Origin of the sequence: Clostridium kluyveri (assembly GCF_001902295.1) — a bacterium.
GTDB classification, from domain to species: Bacteria; Bacillota; Clostridia; order Clostridiales; family Clostridiaceae; genus Clostridium_B; species Clostridium_B kluyveri_B.
This window is the reverse complement of record NZ_CP018335.1, coordinates 2,291,117-2,314,107: the sequence shown is the minus strand read 5'-3', so window position 1 is coordinate 2,314,107 and position 22,991 is coordinate 2,291,117. Positions and strand designations below refer to the sequence as shown.

The window sequence follows — 22,991 nt, the reverse complement described above, 5'->3', positions numbered from 1 at the left end:
AGCGAAATAATGGCATAATTATGTTAAAATAATGTGATTTTTAGATTATAAAAGTTAGGTATAAAACTTAAATTTATGCCTAACTTTAATCAATTCTATTCAGTCTTTATTTCTAATATATTTAAGACTTATACTTGGATTACTGGTCCTTATAGATCTAATTTCAAAATGTTTTAAAGAAGACACAAAAGGGGTAAGTTTTGAGTAACCATAGTTTCTGGTATCAAAGTCTGGATATCGTTTATTAAGGGTGCTGCCCACTTCACCTAAAAATGCCCAACCGTCTTCATCGGATATTTCAGTGATAATAGTTTTTATGGCTTCTATTAATTTATCCATACTTGTCATTCCAACCTTTGGTTCTTCTTGTTTTTGGGACTCTTTGTTATTTGTATTTTCAGCAGGTTTTGAAGCCATTGAAGCCAATACTTCAAGGTATTTGAATTTTTCGCAGGCAGATATAAAAGGAGTAGGGGTTTTCTTCTCTCCCATGCCAATAACAAACATACCTGCTTCTCTTAAGCGTGCTGCCAGCTTAGTAAAATCACTATCGCTGGATACGATGCAGAACCCATCAACATTATTCGAATAGAGTATATCCATAGCATCAATTATAAGAGCGGCATCTGTTGAATTTTTCCCTGTAGTATAACCATATTGTTGTATTGGACTAATAGAATAATTGAGCAGTACATTTTTCCATGAAGCCAACTGAGGCTTGGTCCAGTCACCGTAAATCCTTTTATAAGTTGGTGTCCCATGATTTGAAATTTCATCGAAAATGTACTTTATATATTTTTCAGATACATTATCAGCATCAATTAAAACAGCAATTTTTTTATCTTTATCCATAATCTATCTCCTTCACAATCTGAATATTTTTGAAACTATTTTACCATAGACCTGTATAATGAAGGGCTCTTCAATAATTATATATCTATTATAATACACATTATAAGTATATCAGTTTTTATTTATAAATTTTTAAAAAATATAAATAATATTCCCTATTCAATTGAATATTTATTAGAGGATTATATAGGAAGATTGTAATTAATGCTGGTTTGGGGATTCTTGTGAATAATCCCATGATTATTTTGATTTAAAATAGTGTTTTTTGTAGAATTATTTTTATTTATGTAGTAATATAATACATACATATATGTCACTTTGAAACACCTTGTATTTAGTTTTATATTAGTTAAACTAATATAACTATTTAAAGGTGTTTCTGATTTTTTTGTTTAAATATTTTGTACATTTTATAAGAATAAGGATTAATATGTAAATTAAGACGTTTATAATAGTTGAATATAATGTAAATATATTATAAGATATTATTATAACCACAAATTAAGAAAAAATTGTTTAATAATAAAATTTATTTTAGGAGGTAATTTTTATGGCATCTTTAAAAGGTACAAGAACTGCTGAAAATTTAATGAAAGCTTTTGCAGGAGAATCTCAGGCAAGAAACAGATATACTTATTATGCGTCTATTGCTAAGAAGGAAGGATATGTCCAAATTTCCAACATATTTTTAGAAACTGCGGAAAATGAAAAGGAACATGCAAAGAGATTTTTCAAATTTTTAAATAATGATCTGCAAGGACAATCTGTAGAAATAAATGCCTCTTATCCAGTTTCTTTAGGGGATACTAAAACTGTTTTGAAATCTGCTGCTGCAGGAGAAAATGAAGAGTGGTCCCAGCTTTATCCTGCATTTGCCGATGTAGCAGATGAAGAAGGATTTCGTGCTATAGCAGTGGTTTTTAGAAAAATAGCTGAAGTTGAAAAGCATCATGAAGAAAGATATTTAGAATTACTTAAAAATGTAGAAAATGGTACTGTATTTAAGAAAGATGAAGTAGTTAAATGGAAGTGTGCTAATTGTGGATATATTCACGAAGGAAGTTCAGCACCGGAGGTTTGCCCTGCCTGTGCACATCCTCAAGCATATTTCGAGATATTTACAGAAAAATATTAATGGTTTATGTTTAAATAAAACCTGCACTGTGGTTATAGTGCAGGTTTTTACTATATTTAGTATGATTAATATAGTCTTGCAAGTAAATGATATCATTAAAATAAATTTTATTCAATAATAAGTTTAAGAAATTTGTATTAAATCTAAAAATAAGGAATTTACATAAAATACAGTATATCAAAAATATTATTAATTCTATGTTGATGTGAAAATCAGAAGGAATATAGAGTTTTGTGTAGAAATAAGTTATTTATAGCGGAGAGATTAAAATATTAAAACATAAAAGTAAGTGGGTGGTATAATGAAGTATTTAAGGCAATTAATGATTATTTTAGCAATGTGTTTTTTAGGGCAGCTATTAGAGAGGATATGTCCTATACCTATTCCAGGTGTTGTCATAGGGCTGATTTTACTTTTTTTAGCACTATGTACAGGTATAATTAAGATTGAAATGATAGAAGATATAAGTAATGTATTATTATCACATATGTCTTTTCTATTTATTCCAGCAGGAGTAGGCCTTATGGTATCATTTAATGTATTAAAAGGTAAATGGATAATTTTTATGTTTATAGTTGTCATTTCTACCATAATAGTTTGGATTGTGACTGCCTATGTAGTTATTCTCTTAAGAAAGGTGCATTTAAATGAATAATTTAATTAACACTGGTGTATTTGGAATATTAATATCATTGATTGCTTATGAAATAGGAATGTACATAAATAAAAAGACCAATATTTCTATTTTTAATCCATTATTAATTGCAATAGCTTTAATAATATTTTTTTTAACAAGCTTTCATATAAAATATGAAAGTTTTAATATTGGAGGTGATATAATATCATTTTTCTTATATCCTGCTACAGTGGCACTGGCAGTGCCTTTGTATAAAGAGTTTTCTTTATTTAAGAAAAATGTTATACCTATTTTTACAGGTATATTGTGCGGCTGTATTATGGGGATTGTATGTATTATTGCGTTTTCAAAATTTTTCAAGTTATCTAACGTACTTATACAGTCTCTAATACCTAAATCCATAACTACTCCTATTGGAATGGCTTTGTCAAAACAGTTAGGAGGAGTGCCTTCTATTACAGTTATTGCTATTATAATGACGGGAATATTAGGTTCAGTTGTAGGACCCTTTTTATTTAAGATCTTGAAAATCAAAGATAAGGTTGCTTTTGGGGTTGCTATGGGTACTTCTTCTCATGCTATTGGTACAGCTAAAACTATGGAAATAGGAGAAACTGAAGGAGCCATGAGTGGACTAGCTATGGCTATTTCAGGAATTGTTACTGTTCTTATAGCACCTGTTTTATGGAAGATAGCTCTTATGATTTTGAAATGATGATTTTTTATATTCAGATGGAGAAAAGCACTCCAAGCAGCAAACTCCATCTGAAACTCTAAATCACTTGATAGTATGGTTTTTACTTTTGAGATAGTTTATAACGTAAGTTCTCATTTCATTCATAGCATTAGAATCTCTTACCATTTCACCATGGGTATAGGAAGTGTGTACTACACTAAATTTATTATTTACATGGTTAAATCTATCAGATTTTATCTTTAAAAAGTCAACTAAGTCTAACACATTATCTTCTGTCATATCTGGAAGCAATTCTGCTTCAGATGGATCTATCCCAAATTCTGGTGGATTTTCTTTAATCATGGATATAATTTTTGCTAATGAGGGAGTGCCTGTGGAAGGATCTCCTGTGAAATTTTTTGTATCTGCGGAAATTAGCAGTACATTTTTGTTTATATTCCAGGTTTTTGTAATATCATTATCCCAGGACATATTTATATACTGCATCTGTTCATCTTTTGATAAGCCTGATTCTGGATCATATTCTAAAACGGCACTAAGATTTTTTGTCATATTAAATTGTTCAAGATCTTTGAAATTATAGTAGGCCCTATCAAGCAGAACTATATCTTTTACTCTATCTGGATATTTTTCAGCAAACATCATGGCTGTATCTGCACCAAAAGAATGCCCTATCAGATGTACTTTTTTTATACCGTATGAATCTAAAACTTCTTTTATTGAGTCCAGTTGAGTTTTCCATGAAACAAAGGGTATATGATCACTGCTGCCATGATCTAGATAATCTAAAGTTATTGTCATATATGGGTTGCTTTTATCATACAGAAATTCCCCATGACTGTGATTACCTTCCAGGCCATGTAAGAATATAATTGCTTCTTTTTTGTTTGGAGAGTAATTATAGGCTTCAGTATATATTTTTACTTTTTTGTAGCTTATATATTTTTGCTTAATGCTGATGGCGGCTTTACAAGGCATTATTATAAAACTTAAAATTAATATACAGATAAAGGTTGGTTTAAAAAATTTTTTCATGATAAAATTCCTCCTAAAAATAAGTTATAATTACATATTATTCCATATAAATTTTTTATTTCCTCCTAATTTTTGTAAAAAAATTCATTATAAAAGCACATGAATAGTAAAATTATCCATGTGCTATAAATCATTTTTTGAGGTCTTTAATTTGATTCTGAAGGTCTTTAATCTGATTCTTTTTTTCTTCAGAAGATTTAAGATTTTCTTGTTGGGATGCAATATTAAGTATGTTAGATGAGACCGCAGTTAAAAAATTTCCCAATACATTATTCTCATCAGAAGATTTTCCTTCTGTAAGTGCAAGTGCAATTAGATTTGCTAAAATGGACAGATCTTTAGGAGTTATTGAATCAAAAAGTGACATTACAATTCACCTCAGATTTATTATATTAAAATAAATTAAGTATAGTTACCACATATTTGATTTATGTATAAAATTTAAATAATTCAGGAGTACAGTATAATTAATTTTATTCATATACCACTTCTTTATTTTTTACAACAGATAAAATTATAATTGCAACTATAATACATAGTGTTCCTAACCATTGAAATACACCAAAATGAACATGCAGCCATACCACGGATAAAAAGGCTGCAGATAAAGGTTCAACAGAGGATAATATACTTGTTTCTGTTGGCTGTATATATTTTAAGCTTTCAAGGTAACAATAGAAGGCGATGAGAGTTCCAAATAGCACTACAAACATAACAGCCAATATAGAAGCAATAGACCATTCACCTGTAAAATTCCAGGGTGGATTAATAAGACTAAAAGCTAGTCCACCAATTAGCATTCCCCAGCCAACTATAATTGAAGAATCCCATCTGGCAAGAAGAGAACGGGGCTGCAATGTATTGAAGGCTGCTGTGAAAGCTGAAGCAATTCCCCAAAATAAGGCCAGCTTGGAAATAGATAAACTGTGAGGATTGCCTTTTGTAATGATAAAAAATGTGCCTAATATTGCCAGTATAACAGATAGTGTTTCTTGCAGGATTGGAATTCTTCTGGTGGAAATGACTAGATAAAAGGTAATTATTATGGGTGATAAATATTGAAGTATGGTGGCTGTTGCTGCATTTCCATATTTGATAGCAGCGAAATAGGTATATTGTACACCTAACATACCTATAATGCCGAAAAATATAAGTTGTAGGCCATTATGTTTTAGTTTCCAGATATCCCATATATTATGATTGATTCTACAAGAAGTATATAATAATAAAAGTAATCCTGATACCAGGAGGCGAACTACAACAAGCCATTCTGGGGTAAAACCTTTCTGGTGAAATAGATATTGGGCCACAGTACCTGATATTCCCCAAAACATGGCCCCTGTAATTACAAGTAGTATTCCTTTTATTCTTGGTTGAAAGTTTACCATATTCTCACTCGCTTTCTTCGTAATTATCCAAATTAATTATCTAATTTACTATAATTATGTTGATTTATTTAAATAAATCTGTAATAATTTTATTATTATTTTTAATGCATAACAATTAATATATTGTCAATATTTAAAACTATATTAGCGAGATGATAAATATGCAGGTAGCAAAAATAGAAGTAGATGACAATTTACAGGAAACTACAAAACATGGTTCCCACAGTTTCCCAATAGCAATCTATACGGATAAATTTAACTTGTTTCAAGATGGCCATATTAGGTGGCATTGGCATAAAGAACTACAGTTTTCATATTCACTGTGTGACAGGATGTATTTTTCTGTTGAAAATCAAAAAGTAATTTTAAAGCCTGGAGAGGGAATCATGGTAAATTCCAATGTGCTCCACCAAATTAAACCTTATGACAATAATGAGTGTATGATGTTTTCCATTGTTTTTCATCCTATTTTAATAGGAGGTACTGAAGAGTCAATTATTGAAAAAAAATATGTGAATCCAATTTTACAAAGTAGTGATTTTAAATTTATCTATTTAACACCCGATATTCAATGGCAAAAAAATATTTTAAAGTGTTTAAAGAAAGTTTTCCTATTGTCAAATGAAAAACCTTATGGATATGAATTGGAAATAAGAAATTTTTTAAGTAGTCTCTGGTTAAATCTATTGAGAGAAATAAAAAGAGATATTAAAGAGTGTGCAGCTGTATTTTCCTTTGATGAAGAGCGTGTAAAATTAGCGCTTCAGTACATACATAGATATTATTCAGAGGATATTTTATTACATAACATTGCAATGGCAGCAAATATTAGCAAAAGTGAGTGCTGCCGCAGCTTTAAAAGAGTTTTAAGGGTAACACCTTTTCAATATTTAATGGAATATAGAATTTCAAAAGCATGTGAATTGCTTTTGAAAAGTAAAGATTCTATTTCTAATATTGCCTTTCAGGTAGGTTTTAATGGGACAAGCTATTTTGGTAGAGTATTTAAAAGATATATGAAGCGTACTCCTTCTGAATATAGGAGCAGATACTTAAAATATTACAAATGATTATTAATATATACTTAGTATATTAAAAGATTTAATAGGAAAAATGGTTTTAGAAAATTGAATTAGTGCGATATTGACATATATAGTATAATTATACGTGAAGATTGTTAAAGTGGGAAGGTATGCATATATGCCAATATATGATTAATTATAAAATAAAATTTGTTCATAGCACTAAATTTTACTGTGTTTTGTGCCTTGAATAAGATGAAAGGAATGATCATAAAAATGAAAGTTAATGCTGCATTTATATTTGTTGCTCCAGAAGTTGATTATAAAATTCATAGAGCAGTGATAGATACACCTGTTTTGCAGTTAACTGTAGTGGGGGTAAAGAACTATAGTGAAGCTGAAACAGCTGCAGTAGAACTGGTTTCTCAAGGTGTAAAGGCCATAGAACTTTGTGCAGGATTTGGAAATGAAGGTATAGCACTTGTGAGTAAGGCTGTAAGGGGAAAAGCATCTGTTGGCGCTGTAAAATTTGACCACCATCCTGGATTTGATTTTAAAAGCGGGGATGAACTTTTTAAGTAATTAAAGCGTTTCTAGCTTAAAAATGCACTACTTGGCAAAGGGTGCATTTTTAGTTTTTGGGATCTTTATTTTTGTTGTCATTAGAGTTAACTTCACCGACCTTTGGAGTTTATCAGTGAGAAAAGAATTTGTTAAATTATTATAGGAGTGATATCATGACAAAAAATTTTATTAAATCAGTGAGAGTTGCAGTTGTTCAAACATCACCAGTTATTATGAATCTTGATGATACTGTTGAGAAAACTCTTACATTAATTAAGAAAGCAGGGGAAATGGGAGCTAGTATTGTAGTTTTTCCTGAAGCATTTATTTCTGCGTATCCAAGGGGACTTTCTTTTGGATTTGTTGTAGGAAGTAGAACTATGGAAGGACGTAAAGATTGGCAGCGTTACTATGAAAGTTCCGTAGCAGTTCCCGGGAATATTACAGATATTCTTGGAAAAGCAGCTCAGGAAGCAGATGTCTACTTATCTATTGGAGTTGTAGAAAAAGACAGCAGAGAGATAAACAGAACACTTTATTGTACAAACTTATTTTTTGGACCTGATGGAAAACTTTTAGGAAAACATAGAAAACTTAAACCAACTGGAACAGAACGTTGTGTATGGGGTGAAGGGGATGGGAGTACTCTTACAGTAGTTGATACACCTTATGGCAGAATGGGATCATTAATATGTTGGGAAAATTATATGCCTTTAGCCCGTGCGGCTTTGTATGCAAAAGGGGTGACAATCTATGTAGCACCTACGGCAGATTCAAGAGAAGAATGGCAGTGTACAATGAGACATATTGCTTTAGAAGGAAGATGCTTTGTAATTGGATGCAACCAATATGTGGAGAAAAGTATGTATCCAACAGATCTTAATTATTATCATGAGTTGGAATCACAACCTGAAATTATGTGTCCTGGCGGAAGCTGTATAGTTGATCCTTTTGGACAATACATAATTGAACCTGTTTACAATAAGGAGGACATACTTGTTGCAGATTTGGACTTAGATAAAATTGTTCAGAGCAGAATAGATTTTGATGTATTTGGTCATTATTCCAGGCCTGATGTATTTGAACTTATTGTACATGAATAACAGAAAGAGATGAAGATATTGCAGATGTATTGAAGCCACTGGAGACTGTGATTTGGAAGTTGTAACTTAATAAATAGATGTAAAAAGGTACTTAGATTTATGTGAAATCAAATCCAAGTACCTTACCTTTAAGTTAGACTCTTATTAAATACATCTGATAAACCAAGGGCAGATATTCTATTTTTAATATCTACTGAATTTATGGTGTATAGTCCTGTTTTTTTCATTTTCTCAAAATATTCTGAACCGGCAAAAGTATACCTGTTTTTTCGTCCTTCTTTAGTGCGTATTTTATAATTTGCATAGCTTATTATATCCCCTATGACTGTGTCCTTTGGAAGGATTAAAGTAGGCATTTCAAGTGCACATCTTACAGCATTATGTCCTGCCAGAGAACCTGTACAAATGGCTTCAGTATGACCTACAAATAATCCACTTTTTTCTCCTGCACAGAATAGATTTTCTACGTTGTTTACTTTTAAGTCATCAGAAACTGGTGCCACAGATAAATATCGTATAGAATTTCCTTTACCACCGGAATAAGGATCTATAAATTTGGCATTTTCTAAACCAGGTATTTTTCTTAATTTATCTAAGGGGTAATAAGAGGTCATAAGTTTTACGTGTCCCGTATCAAGAAGTACTATATTTTCCGCAAATTCTTTTAAGGCATATTGTTGGCAAACTTTATTTTTTAGCTTATCCAAGTTTATATCTTCTTTTGGAACTTTAAGAACAACCACACCGTCTTCTTCTAATTTATTTACAAGCTCTTTAGATAAAGTTTCTTTGGCAAGTTTACATGAGCCACTAAAAGCTCCATAATTTCCATCTGTCCTTTCTCCATGGAAATCTTCAGCTCCCGCACAGTTGCTTATACTTATTCTCGGACCAAAAGTTGGACACCTTAGTATACACATGGAGCATCCATTTCCGTATTTCATACAGTTTCCCATAGGACCTGTGGAACCTGTAGTTTCGATAAATACATCACCTTCTTCATATTCTCCATTAGAGGTGTAGACACCTTTAATTTTATTTCCTTTCATCTCAACATCTACTACCCGTGATATCAAGTTCAATTTTATTCCTTTAGATAAGATATAGTTTCTTACAATTGGTTCTATTTTGTTTACATCATACAACCAGGCGTGATTGTGACTTGGGAAATTTACATTTTTATGCCTAGTGACACTATCTGTAATATTTATTAAATCTCCTGCTCCAAGGGCAATAATTTCTTCAGCAGCTGTATATCTACCATTATTTCTCATTATGCCCCCTACATTTCCAAGGCCCAGTACCATATCTGTTTTTTCATACATAACTACATCTGCCCCTGCTTTTTTAGCAGTTAGAGCTGCTGCACATCCAGACCAACCGGAACCAATTACTACTGCCTTCATTGAAAAGACCTCCTATATAATTCCTTATTTTTAAATAAATCTCTTGGATCCATTTGAATTTTACATAACCTCTTAATTCCATTATTTCCACAGCTATTGGTACAGCTTGAGCATATTCCTTCACCGCAGTTCATTTTGGCATTGTTACAGCAGGAGAAATTTATAGATTTATCTACTAATTGGATAATTTTATAAGTTAATGTATCGGAACCACCACAGTGAATTATATTTATATTTTCATCATCCATGATTTCCTTTAAAATAGATTTAAATTCCTCTGTAATATTTCCATCATCTAATATACTGCAGTGTATGGTTTTAGAACTATACTCTTCAAAGTACTCCCTGGCAAAGTTATTTTCAAATTGGGTATCCAAAATAGATATAATTTTGTTATTATTACAGTGTAGATTTTTCATAACGGAAATTGAAGGCGAAATACCTATTCCTCTTGCTATAATTAAAGATGTGCCACCCTTGGCATTATAAATATTTGATAATCCCATTATTCCATTTGAAAAAGGACCCCTAAGTAGTATTTTTCGGTTTTTATTTAACTGAAATAGTTTTTTTGTCTTTATACCAATTAATTTTATGGCAACTTTTAAAAAAATTTCATCTGTGTTAGCTTCCATTATTGATATGGGAACATCATAATAATTTATACTTTCTTCACCTCTCATAAATACAAAACTTCCAGGATAAGTTAGCTCTTTTACAAGATCTTCGGGAGCCTTTAGTGTAAATATACATAAATCATCCTGAGGTACTTCTTTTTTTAATATATATGAGGTATAAGTTTCTCTCAATTTTTTTACTTTATTTCCATTTGACATACATTGTTCATATATACATATACCATGCCAATTTTTACATTGACAGAATTTTTCACCAGAAAGCTGAGAACAAGCCACGCAGTTAAGAGTTTCTGCAAGATGACATGGACAATAAATACTTCCAGCATCAATACAATACATGCAAATAACCTCCGTCTATTATTTATTGTGAGTTTTTATTTTTGATAAAACTGTGTATAATATCAGGTTATTTTTCAATATAATGTTTTGTTACTTTAAAATATATAACACTAGGAAATTATTTGATTTATCCATATAAAACTTGTAATGCAATTTAATTTTATGTAATGCAATGAATTTAGATCATGTAAAAAATAAACACCAGTAATAAAACTGGCGTCTATTTTCTGTATTATACAAATTAAGTAGGTTATATAAAGTAAGAATTCTAAATACTAATACCAATCGTCATAACCACTATATGGCAGCATAACAGGTACGATAAATCCTATTGGCATATTATGCATTTTACGTCTGCGTCTACGTCCCCTTTTGCGTCTGCGTCTCCTTCTGCGTTTTCTCGGATCTTTCCGTCTATATCCAGGATAATACGAAAAGTCCTCATCGTCTTCAAGCTCATCATCATAAGGATCTTCCTCCATGTACTCATCATCCATTAATCGGGTATAGGGCATGGAACAGTAGGGACAATACATAGTAGATTCAAAATCGTAGGAGTTTTCAAAGTCATAGGAATTCTCAGGCGTTTCTTTACTTATAGTGTCATTAACATCATTGTTGATGCTCATGAAGTACCTCCACAAATTTATTTACAATGATATACTATGAATAAAATGGAATATTTGTGAATGAAGATTAAATATATTTATGAAGATGATAAAATACATTAACGTAGAATTCCATGCATTTTACTATAAAAAAATATATGTAAAATGCATGGAATAATTATGAGTCGTAAAAAATTGATAGATATAGTAAAAAAGCAGGATAAAAGTATCAAGGGAATTTTCCTCTAACTGGTATATTGGGTAATCCCCATACGTTCTTTTTGTTTTTTTATTCTTAAAGCTTCGCCGCCTCTTATATGTCTAATAGATTTATTATATGCTAAAACATTTTTTACTTGTTCAGCTATTTGGGGGTTTAATTGAGGTAGTATTTTCGTCATATCCCTATGTATTGTACTTTTAGAAGTTCCAAACACTTTTGCTGTATTTCTTATTGTCGCTCTGGATGCCATGATATATTTTGATACTTCAATAACTCTATTTTCAATATTATTATAATTTTTCATTATTTTCACTCCTCGTAATATTTAGTGCTTATCACACTATTTTGATTTAACTTAACTTTCTTTTGAAATAAATTATAATTAATAATTATGTGTAAAATACATTCCAACAATGTGAAATCTGTGTTATTTTAGTGAATAAAATATAGGCTTTTGATTTAAGTTTTCTTGACAATAAAATAATACTTAAAAAATATGATTGTTTAGTGATATATTAATGTGAAGCTTATGTAATTCAGGTAAGAAAAGAATAAACTTTGTGAAAGACCATTTTTGGTAAGCTTTTAACGCCACAATTGCAATAAGTTGACAAGCGTAGTAAAATAAAATTATTAGATGAGAAGGAGGCAGATAAAATGGATAAATTAGATCAAATATTACAGATATTTAATACCATAAAAGAAGGAGAACCATATTTATATGGTAATTATAAGGAATTTGGGGCAAGTATAAAAGTATATATAGGATTTAATAAGCATAAGAATAGTTTTTATCAAAGCGTAAAAGAAAATGGTGTTATTAAAAATAAAAGAGATATTGAAATTAATAAAGCATTTTTTTATTTAAAAGATGTATTTGATAAAATAGACGGAGTTGAAAAGAGTAATTGGCAAAAAAATTTTAAAGAGGAATATTAAGTTAAAAACATAGGATAGTTAGTTAAATATTTAACTAACTATCCTATATTAATTTTAAATTATATATGAAATTAATTAGTCATTCGTTTAAAACAACATTTACGTATAATCCTCAACTATATAAACAAGAATTTTGCTTGTTATGCATAATTTAACATGTTATTTCTCCATAGTATTATAATTTAATTAAATTATTAGATATGTAATGTAAAAAATATTATATTATTTAATGAAGAGTTAATTTTATGTCAACTAAAATCCAAGATAAAGATTGTCTAATGTTAATTTAGAAAAAGAAAAGGTGCTGTGGATTACTATAAAAGATAAACAATCTTATGAAGTTAATGTCCAATCTATTGAAGTTGTAGAAGCATTAAAATAAATTATGAGATGAACCTTTGAATCACTTGATCTGAAAATTACTATAGGAGTATTTTCCTATGGTAATTTTCATTTTTTGATGTTTATTTAATATTATTTGTGCATATAGAAGGATATTTAATTATTTTGTGGAATATTAAAATAATAGATAAAATAAAAATGTACAGTTAAGGAAAAATCTTAGATAATCACAATAACCTTATAACATATAAATTGTTAATAATTAAGAGGTGATTTTATGAAATATGATGATTTTCCATATTATTTAAAGTACAATAATGAAGAAATCCAATGTCATGTTTTTAGGTGGGATAATACTTTGAGAGCAAAATGTAAATATAAAAATACTTTAGTAGAATGTACTTGTTCCTATAGAAAATATTTGGAGGATATGTCTATAATTGAAACTATGATTAAGAGACATTTAAAAACAATTGATGAAAAAGGGGAAGAATTTTATCAACATTATAAATTAAAAGAGTTAATGGAAATTTTAAAAAGCTAAACATAATTATAATGTTATACTTAAAGCATATACTACGGCTACAAATAGAAATTGTTAAATAGTTATATTGGCATCCTTAATCTTGGATGCTATTTTTTATGATATAAATACTTTAAAATAAAAATTATACGATAAAATTATAGTATACAGTATAAATATTATGTAAATTAAAAGATAAAGTAAACCAAAATAAAGAAGACACCCTTTTGTTTCGTAAGAACAAAATTTAAGGGTGCTATTTTTAAATGCAGCAATATTACTAAACCTTCGAACTTTCAATAGTAGTAATGAATAAAAATTAAATGTATTTTAAAGCATTTTCAATATCTTCAAGTATATCTTCAACATCTTCTATTCCTACGGATAAACGGAGCAAATCCTCATAAACTCCCATCTGTTGTTTCTCTTCATTAGTATTATTAGCACATATGGTGGAAGAAGGGTGAATTATTATGGATTTAGTATCACCTATATTTGTGAGGTTTAAAATAAGCTTTAAATTATCTACAAATTTAAAGGCTTTTTCTTTGCTTCCAAGCCTGAAAGTCAAAATACCTCCACTTCCATTTGGATAATATTTTTTTATTAAATCATAGTATCTTGAGTTTTCAAGACCCGGATAATTTACATCAGTTATTTTACTATTTCGCATTAAATGTTCAGCTACAGTTGAGGCATTTTTGCAATGTTCCTTCATTCTAAGAGAAAGAGTTTCTATTCCTGTAAGATTTAAAAAAGCATTAAAGGGGGATAGGGCAGGACCTATATCTCTTTCTATGGTATCTTTTAACTTAGCTGTAAAGGCCATTTTTCCATATCTTTTAGTATAAGGTCTAAAATTTTCATATTTTGAATCCATATATTTGTTGCTGCCGCCATCTACTATAATGCCTCCTATGGAATTGGAAGTACCATTTATATATTTTGATGTAGAGTGAATTACAATATCTGCTCCATATTCCAGGGGTTTTATAAGGTAGGGAGTAGTTATTGTAGAATCTATCATTAAAACTATGTTATTTTCTTTGCAAATTTTAGATACAGAGTCTATATCCAAAACATCTAATTTGGGATTTCCTATAGTTTCAGCAAAAACTAACTTAGTATTTTTATTTATAGCTTCTTTTAAAGTTGCTTTATCTATATTTTCTAAAAATCTCACCTTTATACCTAATAATTTTAAATTTCTTATTAATGTATAGGTTCCTCCATATAAGCCGCTGGAAGCAATTATTTCATCTCCAGGTTCTACTATGTTCATTATTGAAATATAGATGGCACTCATACCAGAGGCAGCAGAGGTTGCTATTAAACCATTTTCTATACTGGCAATTCTTCTTTCAAAAGAAGTAACTGTGGGATTTGATATTCTTGTATAGGAATATCCCATTTCCCTGCCTTTAAATATATTTTCCAGTTTTTTTGCACTAGTATGGGCATAGGCATTTGATAAATACAAGGGAACATTGGTAGCACCTGTTGCATCTGTTTTTAAATTTCCGTGTATAAGCTTAGTATTGAATTTCATAGTTCCACCTCAATTCATTACAACTGACACAATCAAATATAATTATGTCAGTTGACTGATTGTGAATTTGATATTATTTTTCTACAACTAAAAGATTATAACCTTCATAATTCCTATCTATGGAAACTATCTTATGTCCTTCCTTTTTTATGCTCTCCGGTACATTTTTTATTGGATCACCATCGTCTATATAAAATCCTCTTTTTTGTCCTGGTTTAATTTTGGATAACTCAATTTTAGCTTTTACAAAATTCATAGGACATTTTATTCCTCTAAAATCGATGATTTCATAGTCCTTTTTTTCTTCAGGTTGTTTTCCATCATCAAATGGTGTATCTTTCTGCTCTTCCTTAGGAAGAGTTATCTCCAGCTTTCCATTTAAGGATTCATACATAGCCTCAACTTTTTTATATAAATATTCTATTTCAGAAAATTTATCAGATATATTTTCTAGATCTCCAAGCTTGTAATCTATAAGATTTTCAAATAGCTTTTTTATTGAAGATTTAACATAACTTGTATCTATAAAGGCTTTTTCAAACTCTTTGAATATTTCCCTAGGTTTATTTGTATCTATTCCTCTAAGTACCAGAAGGGTTCTTGCAGAAGATACAGCAGAGGAATATAAATCCTGTTGGCTTTCAGATTCCTTATATTTAGCAAGGGAAGATTTAGCATTGGATAAATCAAGCTTAATTACATCCATCACTCCACTGCTGCATTCTCCAGGACCTCTGTTTTTCAAGGAGAATTTTTCACAGGCTCCAAAATCAAAGAAAATATCCGATTCACCAATAAATTTTTCTATGTGGCTATATTTTTCTATTAATTCTTTTATATCAGAAGATTTATCAGCTAAAAACTCATAGAAGTCATCATAATTTGAATTAACTTTTAATTTTGATAGCTCATGGAGAAATTCAGGAACTTTTTTAGCTGGAATATCTCCAAAGGCATCTCCCATCCTGGCACATCCTGAACCGACTTTTCCTCCCAGAGAAACAGAGTACATAGGTATAAGTCCTCCTTCGGTTCTTCTAGCTCTTCCATGAAGTCCTATCTGTCCTTTTTCATGTTGGGCACAAGAGTTAGGACATCCTGATATATATAATCTTGGAAGAGAGGATTTTATTTCTGGAGAAGTATTTTTAAACTCTTCTTTTATGGCAGTTAAGAGATTTTGTGAAAGACAAAGTCCTAACTGACATGTGGAAGCTCCAACACAGGTGAGAGAATTATCTATATTATAAATAGAAGTAAAATCTTTGATCATACCAATTAATTTTTCAGCATCATTTTCTTTAAGATCTCTTATAAAAAACCCCTGAGTATTTGTAACCCTGATTGAGGTTTTGTAATTTAAGTTTTTAACAAAGCCAAGTATAGCATCTAAATTATCTGTACTTAAATGACCGCTTTGTGGATGTATATAGACAGAATAATATCCTGACTGTTTTTGAGGAAATAATATATTTTTTAATTCTTCAGATACAGCTGCTTCTTTTACTATATCTGTCGAGGTGTTTAATATAAACTCATTTTCATTTACATCTACATCTAGATTTACAGATGATTTTAATTTATCTACTTCTTCATTAAATAATTGGATGAATTTTTCCTGCCCAAGTCTTTTGACTATAAATCTTATTCTAGCTTTGTTCTTATTGGTTCTGTCTCCTTCCTTTTCAAAGAGATTTTTCATAGCCTGTATATAGTAGAGAATATCCTTTGCTTCTATAAAATCTCTTAATTTTAGGGATACTGAAGGGCTTCCTCCAAATCCACCGCCTCCATACAATTCAAATCCCTTTTTATTATTCAATATTTTGGCTATAAATCCAAGATCCGATACTGTAGCATTTGCAGTGTCTTCATTACTATTTGAGAAAGCTATTTTGTATTTTCTAGGAAGATTCATTGTAGTTGGATCTTTTATTAAATAATTAGTAGCAGCTTTTACATAAGGAGTTACGTCAAATACATCATCTAATGAAACCCCGGAAAGAGGGGAACATGCTACATTTCTTACAGTATTTCCTCCAGTACCTTTTGTAATAATTCCCACTTCTATAAGAGATTTCATTATAGGGTATACACTTTCTAAATTGACACTTTGAAATTGAATATCCTGTCTTGAAGTAAATCTGATTTTACCCTGGGAATATTTTGCACCAAGTTCACTTATGCACTTAAATTGTTCTAAGTTTATAACACCACCGGGTATTCTGGTTCTTACCATATAGGTTTCCTTTTCTCTTTGTTCATATACTCCCATGGAAACTCTAAAGGCCTTGAATCTTAAAGGGTCTATTGTAGCTAGTTTATATTGTTCCGATTTATCTTTAATGTCTTCTATAGATTTATAGTTTTCTTCATTTATAGCTATCATATAAATATCACTCCCACTAATTTACTTTTTAAAAATGTGGAACTATTTTATAGTATAGTTTAGTTTTTCCACATTTTTGTCCTTATCTATTTTAAATAGATTAAATACGTGCTCAGGTTTTTCAAGTGATAAAATTCCGTATAATATTTTAGTATCGAAAGCGAGTCTTTTATCTTCTTCAGAAGGTCTGGAGGGAGAATAAGGATGTGAATGATAGTTCCCGATGATCTTAAGTCCTGCATTCCTTATAGATTTTAAAGCATTAAACTGTTCCTTGGGATCCATAGAAAAGTGTTCACTGCTTTTATCTATATTTATTAAAGGATATATTTCTTTTATAAATATATCCTCTCCAGATATACTTCCCGACAAATATCCGCAGCATTCATGAGGAAATTCATTTTTTGCTTGTTCTACAATCTTTTCATATTCTAATTTATCTATATAAATCATATAATCACCCTTTCAACTCTCCTGTTCTTAAGTCGCAGGCTGCTTGTTCATAATCTATAAGATTTTTTATGGTAGGATGTTGTCCGCATACTCCACAGTTTTCATTTTTACCTAATTTTATTTTCCTAAATTCCATAGTAAGTGCATTGTAAGTTAAAAGATATCCAGCTAAATTATTTCCAAGATTAAGTAAATATTTAATTGCTTCTGTTGCCTGAAGAGTACCTATTACTCCTCCCATAACACCGAGTACTCCCGCTTCTCTGCAGGTAGGTACTACTCCAGCAGGTGGTGGTGATTGAAAGATACATCTATAGCAAGGTGTACCATTGTTTGGTATATATGTGGTGAGTTGTCCATTAAATCTTATTATTCCCGCATGGGAAAAAGGCTTCTCAGAAAGTACACAAGCATCGTTTATTAAAAATTTAGCTGGAAAATTATCGGTACCATCTATAATAAAATCGTAGTTTTGATCTTTTATAATGTCTAAAATATTACGAGAATCTACCAATTCATTATAGGTAATTACATTTACATCAGGATTTAAACGGTTTACAGTTTCCTTTCCAGACTGAACTTTAGGTTTTCCTACATCTTCAGTTTCATGTATTATCTGTCTTTGAAGATTGGAAAGGTCCACATTGTCTCCATCTACAAGACCCAGGGTTCCTATTCCTGCAGCTGCAAGATACATAGCCGCAGGTGCTCCAAGGCCTCCAGTTCCAATTATGAGTATTTTGGAATTAAGAAGCTTTTCTTGACCCTCTACTCCAACTTCTGATAGTATTATATGCCTTGAATATCTTTCTATTTGTTTTTCACTATAATCCAAAAGTCCCACCACCCATAAAATATAAGAAATCTATTTTGTCATTTTCTTTTACTACAGTAGTTGAAAAGTTAGCTCTGTCTACAAATTCATCATTTAATTGCACGGAAACCATATCTGGCATTTCCACATTTTCAATTTTTAAAAGTTCTGTTACTGTTAATCCATCCTTTACTTCTTTAGGATCTCCATTTATTTTTATATTCATGACGTCCTCCTTGTTATTTTAATATTAAATAGCATAAGAAAATTCACACCATTTGATGTTTTAACCGTTTTGGTAAAAAGAAAATATAAATTTATCCAAAAACTGTAATTTAGCTGATATCCTCAGCTTTTTCAAAGTGGTAAACAAGCACTACTGCCCTCTAGATAGGTTCCTCTCATGAGCAAACTCCTAAACCGTAAAAACTTGATAACCAAAATAAAAACCTCCTTGCTATGAGTTACAAGAAAGTCTTTCATTCAAGTTTCTCATCTGTCAAGCAAATACATGCCTGCTGGAATTAGCACCATTGAAAACAATCAGGTTGCCGGGTATCACAGGGCCAGTCCCTCTACCTCTCTTGATAAGAATTTAATATTTAATTATTTAAATACTAACATACTTAAATTAATCCTGTCAATAATATATTTTTCACTGTTATGCTATTGACATAGCCCTAGGTTTCAGTTTATTATAGGGGTAAGTTTTTTGTATTTGATTTTTAAAGGTATGATAATTATGGTGGACAATTATAGATTATTTAAAGATTTAAACCCGGATGAAAAAAATATATTTAATTTAATTCAGAAAGATGGAGCCATGACTAAGAATGAAATCCTGCTTAGAACAGGAATGAAATTGACTTCATTAAATCGTATTATGAGTCCTCTTGAAAAAAAACGTATTATAGTACAGAAATGTATAGGAGAATCTACAGGAGGTAGAAAACCTATTCTGTATGATATAAACGTATGTAGATTTTATATTATAGGGATAGATATATCTAAAACTCATGTACAAGTTTCCATAGTAAATTTAAGAATGGAAATTTTTTATAAAAAGAGTTTTTATGTTGATTCTTCCAATTCATATAATGAAGTTGTGGAAAAAATTGTAAGAATTATAAGTGATGCTTACATAGAATTAAGTTTGGAGCTTATTGATCTTATTGGAGTAGGACTTGGAATTGAAACAGATGTCTGGAATGATGTGAATATAGATGAAATACTTGAAAAAAAATTGGAATGTAATGTAGTTAGTGAAAATGGTGCAAATTCAGCTGCTATTGCAGAGTATTTATATGGCAGTGGAAAACAATTTAAAAATCTAGCTTATTTTAATTGTGGATTGAGAGTAAGGGAAGGGACAATTTTACAAGATAGAATTATAAAAACAGTAGATGATAATGAATATGCTTTTGAGCATATGGTTATCAATACAAATCAAGATGTTGATTTTAATAAGGTATGCCTTTCAGTTCAAAAAAACAATGAACTGTCTGAAAAGATAATTTTTGATGCTGCCTCTAAATTGGGAAAAAGTATGGAATTTTATATTGATTTATTGGATTTAAATTGTGTTATATTAAGTGGACCTTTAATTAATTCGGATTTGTTTTATGAAACGTGTGTAAGATATGTTCCTGAAAAGGTTATTTTTAAAAGAGATGGATATTTTAAAGAGGATGCAATTTCAATAGGGGCTGCGGCTTTGCTTTTGGAAAGATGCATTGACAGTAAAATATAATGAAAATAAAAAGATAAATTATAATAAATAAAAATTTTATGTTGACAAAGCATTTTAAAAGTTATATTATGTACGTAAATTAAAAATGAATTAGATAACTTCTTATCAAGAGAGGTGGAGGGACTGGCCCTATGATGCCCGGCAACCTGAATGTATTTACATTCAATGGTGCTAATTCCAGCAGGTAATATAACCTGAAAGATGAGAGACAATAGGATACAGCTTCTTATGGGTTCTCTCCATAGGAAGTTTTTTATTTGGACTGACTAGAATACTGGAGGTCAAGCTAACTTATAATAATAAGTTATGCTTGACCTTTTATTGTGTATGTATTTAGTAGAAAATAAGTAAGAATATGTGGGGTGATGGAAATGAAAAAATAGAGAAATGAAATTGTATACACTTTATACCAAAATAGTAAAAAGTATAGGCATAGTAAAATTATTGAGAAAGGAAAATTTATTATGATTAAAAAGACAAAGCATATAGCTATCTATGGTAAAGGCGGAATAGGAAAGTCTACAACTACTTCAAATATCAGTGCTGCCTTGGCTGAATCAGGATATAGGGTAATACAAATTGGATGTGATCCAAAAAGTGATTCCACTAACACTTTAAGGGGAGGAAATTATCTTACTACGGTATTAGATAGTTTGAGAGGAAGTAGTAATGTTAAATTAGAAGATATCTCCAAAGTGGGGTTTGGGGGAGTTCTATGTATTGAAGCTGGAGGACCGGTTCCAGGAGTGGGCTGTGCAGGTAGAGGAATTAATGCAGCAGTTTCACTTCTACAGGAACTAGATTTATTCGAAAAGTATAAGGCAGATTATGTACTGTATGATGTTTTAGGAGATGTTGTGTGCGGCGGATTTGCAGTACCAATAAGAGATGGTATTACAGATAGAGCATATGTTGTAACATCATCAGATTTTATGGCCATTTATGCTGCAAATAATCTTTTTAAGGCAATAAATAAATATGCACCAACTGGAGGGGCAAAGCTTGGAGGGATAATTGGTAATGGATTAAGTGCAAGTTATTCTAAGGCAATAGTGAGTGATTTTGCTGGAAAAACGGGGACTAAAGTAGTGGGATACGTTCCAAGGTCATTAGTAGTGTCTCAAAGTGAACTCTATGGGAAAACTGTAATTGAAGCTAATCCAAAATCTGAACATGCTGATATTTATAGAAAACTAGCAAAGTTTATAGCAGAAGATGAGGATTTAAGCATACCTAATCCATTAAGTGTTAATGAACTTAGAGATTGGGCTAGAAACTGGGGGGATAAAATATACAAGTTTGACCCTAAAGTTGTAGAAGGCCCCGCTTCAATTTAATTGAGTTAGAAGGGGTAGTGTCATCTGTAAATAAAATTTTAAGTAGGAGGATTTTTATATGAGTGATATAAAAAAACAATTGCACAGAGAATTGGCTATAAAAAATGCAGTGATGGTTGAAGGAATAAAGGCGGAACCTCTGATATTCAAACATTTGGATTTTGATAAAAAATATCAAAAGCAAATTCATACATTATTTGAAATGGATCATCATACGTATAATGGTATTGATTTCCCTGTAGGATTTAATACTCCAGGTGGATTGAAAGTAAATTTTAGATGGAATAATAATTCTAGATATGAAATTAAATATGATAATAGTATTTATTATCTTACAGAAGGCAATAAAGAAATATTTTCTATAGAATTTTTAAATCGCCCCAAATACTATGATTATAAGACTTCAGATGGTACGGAGATGTCACATATAGCCACCTATAATAGGGAAGGTACTATCTTTGTAGTATATAGTAATGAATGTGCGTTGAAAGACAAAGGATTGGATTGTTTGTTTTGTAACATAAATTCCACCAAAGATACCTATGCAGAAAAGGAAGAAATCTTTATAAAAAATCCAAAACAGATAGGTGAAGTGGTGGCAGCTGCGTATAAAGAAGGAGCTAAACATGTTACGGTTACAGGAGGATTTATTCCAGAGAGAAGAGAAGTGGATTATTACGTCGATGTAGCTGAATCTATTAGAGAACATGCAGGTTCAGATGATTTTAATGGAACAGGAGTTATAGGAGCCCCGGTTGATTTAGAGGTTATTGATAAATACAAGGAAGCAGGATATAGAACAATGGCAATGAATATAGAAATCTGGGACAAGAATATTTTTAAAAGTATTTGTCCTGGTAAGGTAGAACAATGTGGTGGTTGGAATAACTGGATAAAAGCTCTGGAATATGCTGTAAAAGTGTTTGGATTTGGTAAGATAAGATCCAATATAGTTGCTGGAATTGAACCTAAAAATTCTACATTGGAGGGTGTAGAATATCTTGCATCAAAGGGAGTAATATGTTTTGCAGGGGCATGGTGTCCGAATCCAGGTTCAGCTTTGGAAGGACATCGCACACCGGAACCGGAATGGCATTTGGACATGGCATATAAAGTATATAGTATATTTAAAAAAGCAGGATTTACCTATGAGCAATTATATGATTGTAATGCTGAGCCTACAACACTTTGTCATGACTTGTATAAAATAGAAGATGAATTATTACCTATATTTAAATGAGGAGTAGA

The 22,991-nt window shown here is 30.6% G+C and carries 25 protein-coding genes and 2 riboswitches; of the genes, 12 read left to right on the top strand and 13 right to left on the bottom strand.

What is annotated here, in order from left to right; genetic code table 11:
• Nucleotides 1-99: 99 nt before the first annotated feature.
• The gene (locus BS101_RS11090) at nucleotides 100-852 is read right to left on the bottom strand and encodes an NYN domain-containing protein (RefSeq protein ID WP_012102370.1); all 753 of its coding nucleotides are present in this window, start codon (nucleotides 850-852) and stop codon (nucleotides 100-102) included.
• 550 nt (nucleotides 853-1,402) lie between these two features.
• Here BS101_RS11090 and rbr point away from each other — a divergent pair.
• The 3 genes from rbr to BS101_RS11075 all read left to right on the top strand — a co-directional run bounded on the left by rbr (nucleotide 1,403) and on the right by BS101_RS11075 (nucleotide 3,339).
• Complete coding sequence (rbr, locus tag BS101_RS11085) at nucleotides 1,403-1,987, top strand: rubrerythrin (protein WP_073538884.1); 585 nt, start codon at nucleotides 1,403-1,405, stop codon at nucleotides 1,985-1,987.
• Nucleotides 1,988-2,288: 301 nt separating this feature from the next.
• Nucleotides 2,289-2,642, top strand: coding sequence for a CidA/LrgA family protein (locus BS101_RS11080; RefSeq protein WP_073538883.1), 354 nt, complete (start codon nucleotides 2,289-2,291; stop codon nucleotides 2,640-2,642).
• Entirely contained in the window at nucleotides 2,635-3,339 is a 705-nt protein-coding gene (locus BS101_RS11075) for an LrgB family protein (RefSeq protein ID WP_073538882.1), read from the top strand. The genes BS101_RS11080 and BS101_RS11075 overlap by 8 nt, the downstream gene beginning before the upstream one ends.
• Before the next feature lie 63 nt (nucleotides 3,340-3,402).
• On the opposite strand, the gene BS101_RS11070 is transcribed toward BS101_RS11075, so the two are convergent.
• The 3 genes from BS101_RS11070 to BS101_RS11060 all read right to left on the bottom strand — a co-directional run bounded on the left by BS101_RS11070 (nucleotide 3,403) and on the right by BS101_RS11060 (nucleotide 5,744).
• Entirely contained in the window at nucleotides 3,403-4,356 is a 954-nt protein-coding gene (locus BS101_RS11070; RefSeq protein ID WP_073538881.1) for an alpha/beta fold hydrolase, read from the bottom strand.
• Between the two features lie 130 nt (nucleotides 4,357-4,486).
• A complete protein-coding gene (locus tag BS101_RS11065; RefSeq protein WP_073538880.1) occupies nucleotides 4,487-4,723 on the bottom strand; it encodes a hypothetical protein in 237 nt (78 codons plus the stop codon).
• Between the two features lie 106 nt (nucleotides 4,724-4,829).
• Nucleotides 4,830-5,744: an EamA family transporter gene (locus BS101_RS11060; protein WP_073538879.1), complete on the bottom strand. Its 915-nt coding sequence runs from the start codon at nucleotides 5,742-5,744 to the stop codon at nucleotides 4,830-4,832.
• A 161-nt stretch (nucleotides 5,745-5,905) separates the two neighbouring features.
• Here BS101_RS11060 and BS101_RS11055 point away from each other — a divergent pair, with 161 nt between their 5' ends.
• From BS101_RS11055 to BS101_RS11045, 3 genes are all read left to right on the top strand, one after another.
• Nucleotides 5,906-6,814, top strand: coding sequence for an AraC family transcriptional regulator (locus BS101_RS11055; RefSeq protein ID WP_073538878.1), 909 nt, complete (start codon nucleotides 5,906-5,908; stop codon nucleotides 6,812-6,814).
• Nucleotides 6,815-7,042: 228 nt separating this feature from the next.
• Nucleotides 7,043-7,348 carry a DUF6506 family protein gene (locus tag BS101_RS11050; RefSeq protein WP_073538877.1) on the top strand — a complete coding sequence of 102 codons (306 nt, stop codon included), beginning with the start codon at nucleotides 7,043-7,045 and terminating at the stop codon, nucleotides 7,346-7,348.
• Between the two features lie 155 nt (nucleotides 7,349-7,503).
• Nucleotides 7,504-8,433, top strand: coding sequence for a carbon-nitrogen hydrolase family protein (locus tag BS101_RS11045; RefSeq protein WP_073538876.1), 930 nt, complete (start codon nucleotides 7,504-7,506; stop codon nucleotides 8,431-8,433).
• Nucleotides 8,434-8,561: 128 nt separating this feature from the next.
• On the opposite strand, the gene BS101_RS11040 is transcribed toward BS101_RS11045, so the two are convergent.
• From BS101_RS11040 to spoIIID, 4 genes are all read right to left on the bottom strand, one after another.
• The gene (locus tag BS101_RS11040; protein WP_073538875.1) at nucleotides 8,562-9,839 is read right to left on the bottom strand and encodes an FAD-dependent oxidoreductase; all 1,278 of its coding nucleotides are present in this window, start codon (nucleotides 9,837-9,839) and stop codon (nucleotides 8,562-8,564) included.
• A complete protein-coding gene (locus BS101_RS11035) occupies nucleotides 9,836-10,816 on the bottom strand; it encodes a sulfide/dihydroorotate dehydrogenase-like FAD/NAD-binding protein (RefSeq protein WP_073538874.1) in 981 nt (326 codons plus the stop codon). The genes BS101_RS11040 and BS101_RS11035 overlap by 4 nt, the downstream gene beginning before the upstream one ends.
• A 275-nt stretch (nucleotides 10,817-11,091) precedes the next feature.
• Nucleotides 11,092-11,445, bottom strand: coding sequence for a hypothetical protein (locus BS101_RS11030; RefSeq protein ID WP_073538873.1), 354 nt, complete (start codon nucleotides 11,443-11,445; stop codon nucleotides 11,092-11,094).
• A gap of 224 nt (nucleotides 11,446-11,669) precedes the next feature.
• The gene (gene spoIIID, locus BS101_RS11025; protein WP_073538872.1) at nucleotides 11,670-11,951 is read right to left on the bottom strand and encodes a sporulation transcriptional regulator SpoIIID; all 282 of its coding nucleotides are present in this window, start codon (nucleotides 11,949-11,951) and stop codon (nucleotides 11,670-11,672) included.
• A gap of 353 nt (nucleotides 11,952-12,304) precedes the next feature.
• Between spoIIID and BS101_RS11020 the strand changes: the two genes are divergently transcribed.
• The 3 genes from BS101_RS11020 to BS101_RS11010 all read left to right on the top strand — a co-directional run bounded on the left by BS101_RS11020 (nucleotide 12,305) and on the right by BS101_RS11010 (nucleotide 13,472).
• On the top strand, nucleotides 12,305-12,586 hold the full coding sequence (locus BS101_RS11020; RefSeq protein WP_073538871.1) for a hypothetical protein: 282 nt from the start codon (nucleotides 12,305-12,307) through the stop codon (nucleotides 12,584-12,586).
• 271 nt (nucleotides 12,587-12,857) lie between these two features.
• On the top strand, nucleotides 12,858-12,968 hold the full coding sequence (locus BS101_RS24245; RefSeq protein ID WP_265874375.1) for a hypothetical protein: 111 nt from the start codon (nucleotides 12,858-12,860) through the stop codon (nucleotides 12,966-12,968).
• Between the two features lie 237 nt (nucleotides 12,969-13,205).
• Nucleotides 13,206-13,472, top strand: coding sequence for a hypothetical protein (locus tag BS101_RS11010; protein WP_073538870.1), 267 nt, complete (start codon nucleotides 13,206-13,208; stop codon nucleotides 13,470-13,472).
• 298 nt (nucleotides 13,473-13,770) lie between these two features.
• Here the strand turns inward: BS101_RS11010 and BS101_RS11005 are convergent, their stop codons facing one another.
• From BS101_RS11005 to thiS, 5 genes are all read right to left on the bottom strand, one after another.
• Entirely contained in the window at nucleotides 13,771-15,000 is a 1,230-nt protein-coding gene (locus BS101_RS11005) for an O-acetylhomoserine aminocarboxypropyltransferase/cysteine synthase family protein (protein WP_073538869.1), read from the bottom strand.
• 73 nt (nucleotides 15,001-15,073) lie between these two features.
• Nucleotides 15,074-17,389: a sulfurtransferase TusA family protein gene (locus BS101_RS11000; protein ID WP_073538868.1), complete on the bottom strand. Its 2,316-nt coding sequence runs from the start codon at nucleotides 17,387-17,389 to the stop codon at nucleotides 15,074-15,076.
• Between the two features lie 42 nt (nucleotides 17,390-17,431).
• Nucleotides 17,432-17,842 carry a M67 family metallopeptidase gene (locus BS101_RS10995; protein WP_073538867.1) on the bottom strand — a complete coding sequence of 137 codons (411 nt, stop codon included), beginning with the start codon at nucleotides 17,840-17,842 and terminating at the stop codon, nucleotides 17,432-17,434.
• Between the two features lie 4 nt (nucleotides 17,843-17,846).
• Nucleotides 17,847-18,677 carry a HesA/MoeB/ThiF family protein gene (locus BS101_RS10990; protein ID WP_073538866.1) on the bottom strand — a complete coding sequence of 277 codons (831 nt, stop codon included), beginning with the start codon at nucleotides 18,675-18,677 and terminating at the stop codon, nucleotides 17,847-17,849.
• Nucleotides 18,667-18,882 carry a sulfur carrier protein ThiS gene (thiS, locus tag BS101_RS10985; RefSeq protein WP_073538865.1) on the bottom strand — a complete coding sequence of 72 codons (216 nt, stop codon included), beginning with the start codon at nucleotides 18,880-18,882 and terminating at the stop codon, nucleotides 18,667-18,669. Before thiS ends, BS101_RS10990 begins: the two co-directional genes overlap by 11 nt.
• Nucleotides 18,883-19,145: 263 nt before the next feature.
• Nucleotides 19,146-19,250, bottom strand: a riboswitch (SAM riboswitch).
• A 118-nt stretch (nucleotides 19,251-19,368) separates the two neighbouring features.
• On the opposite strand from thiS, the gene BS101_RS10980 reads away from it, so the two are divergent.
• The 3 genes from BS101_RS10980 (at nucleotide 19,369) to BS101_RS10970 (ending at nucleotide 22,983) form a co-directional block, all read left to right on the top strand.
• Nucleotides 19,369-20,406 carry an ROK family transcriptional regulator gene (locus tag BS101_RS10980; protein WP_073538864.1) on the top strand — a complete coding sequence of 346 codons (1,038 nt, stop codon included), beginning with the start codon at nucleotides 19,369-19,371 and terminating at the stop codon, nucleotides 20,404-20,406.
• Nucleotides 20,407-20,505: 99 nt separating this feature from the next.
• A riboswitch (SAM riboswitch) is annotated at nucleotides 20,506-20,614 on the top strand.
• Nucleotides 20,615-20,870: 256 nt separating this feature from the next.
• Nucleotides 20,871-21,743 carry an AAA family ATPase gene (locus BS101_RS10975; protein WP_073538863.1) on the top strand — a complete coding sequence of 291 codons (873 nt, stop codon included), beginning with the start codon at nucleotides 20,871-20,873 and terminating at the stop codon, nucleotides 21,741-21,743.
• Nucleotides 21,744-21,801: 58 nt separating this feature from the next.
• A complete protein-coding gene (locus BS101_RS10970) occupies nucleotides 21,802-22,983 on the top strand; it encodes a radical SAM protein (RefSeq protein WP_073538862.1) in 1,182 nt (393 codons plus the stop codon).
• Nucleotides 22,984-22,991: the final 8 nt, after the last annotated feature.